Raw genomic sequence first — 603 nt, forward strand, 5'->3', positions numbered from 1 at the left:
TTTAATACTTCATTTCTTACTATAGTTTGTATATCTCTGTCAAGAGTTAATACTAAATCCTTTGATTGTCCATTTACAGATGATAATACATTTTGATAAGTAGCTTCTAATCCTGCATAACCTTCTGTCTCAGATTTGTTCATATATCCTATAACATGAGCAAATATATCGCCATATGGATAAAATCTTTTATAGCTTTCATCTCCATAAATACTTTTTATATTATATTTGTTTTTTACTTCTTTTATTTTATTGTAAACATCTAAGCTTATATTTTGTGCTAATCTTATKGTTCTTCTTTTRTTTTTTAATAGTTCAGCAAATCTTTCTTTTGTAATTCCTAGTAATCTTAATATCTCATCATATCCTTCATTTACATTAACGCCTTCTTTACCATCTAGTTCTGCTACAGAGTGAGTATCTATATATATAGTRTAAGCTGGTATATTGATTGTAAGAGGACGCATTTTAGAGTCATAAATAGTTCCTCTTGGTCTATATAGGTCATCTAGTACTTGAGTTGATTTTCTTTCTTTGATAGTTAGTACATAGAGCTTTTGAGTAAGCATAAGTACGATAACTAAGAAGAATATGGCAAAAATA

Annotated in this window: 1 pseudogene; it reads right to left on the reverse strand. The window is 27.7% G+C overall.

Annotated features, from left to right (window positions below):
- Positions 1 to 602: pseudogene (locus GQX97_RS14020) on the reverse strand (penicillin-binding protein); the annotation flags it as partial.
- Position 603 lies beyond the last annotated feature (1 nt).

Origin of the sequence: Brachyspira sp. SAP_772 (assembly GCF_009755885.1) — a bacterium.
Classification (GTDB): domain Bacteria; phylum Spirochaetota; class Brachyspiria; order Brachyspirales; family Brachyspiraceae; genus Brachyspira.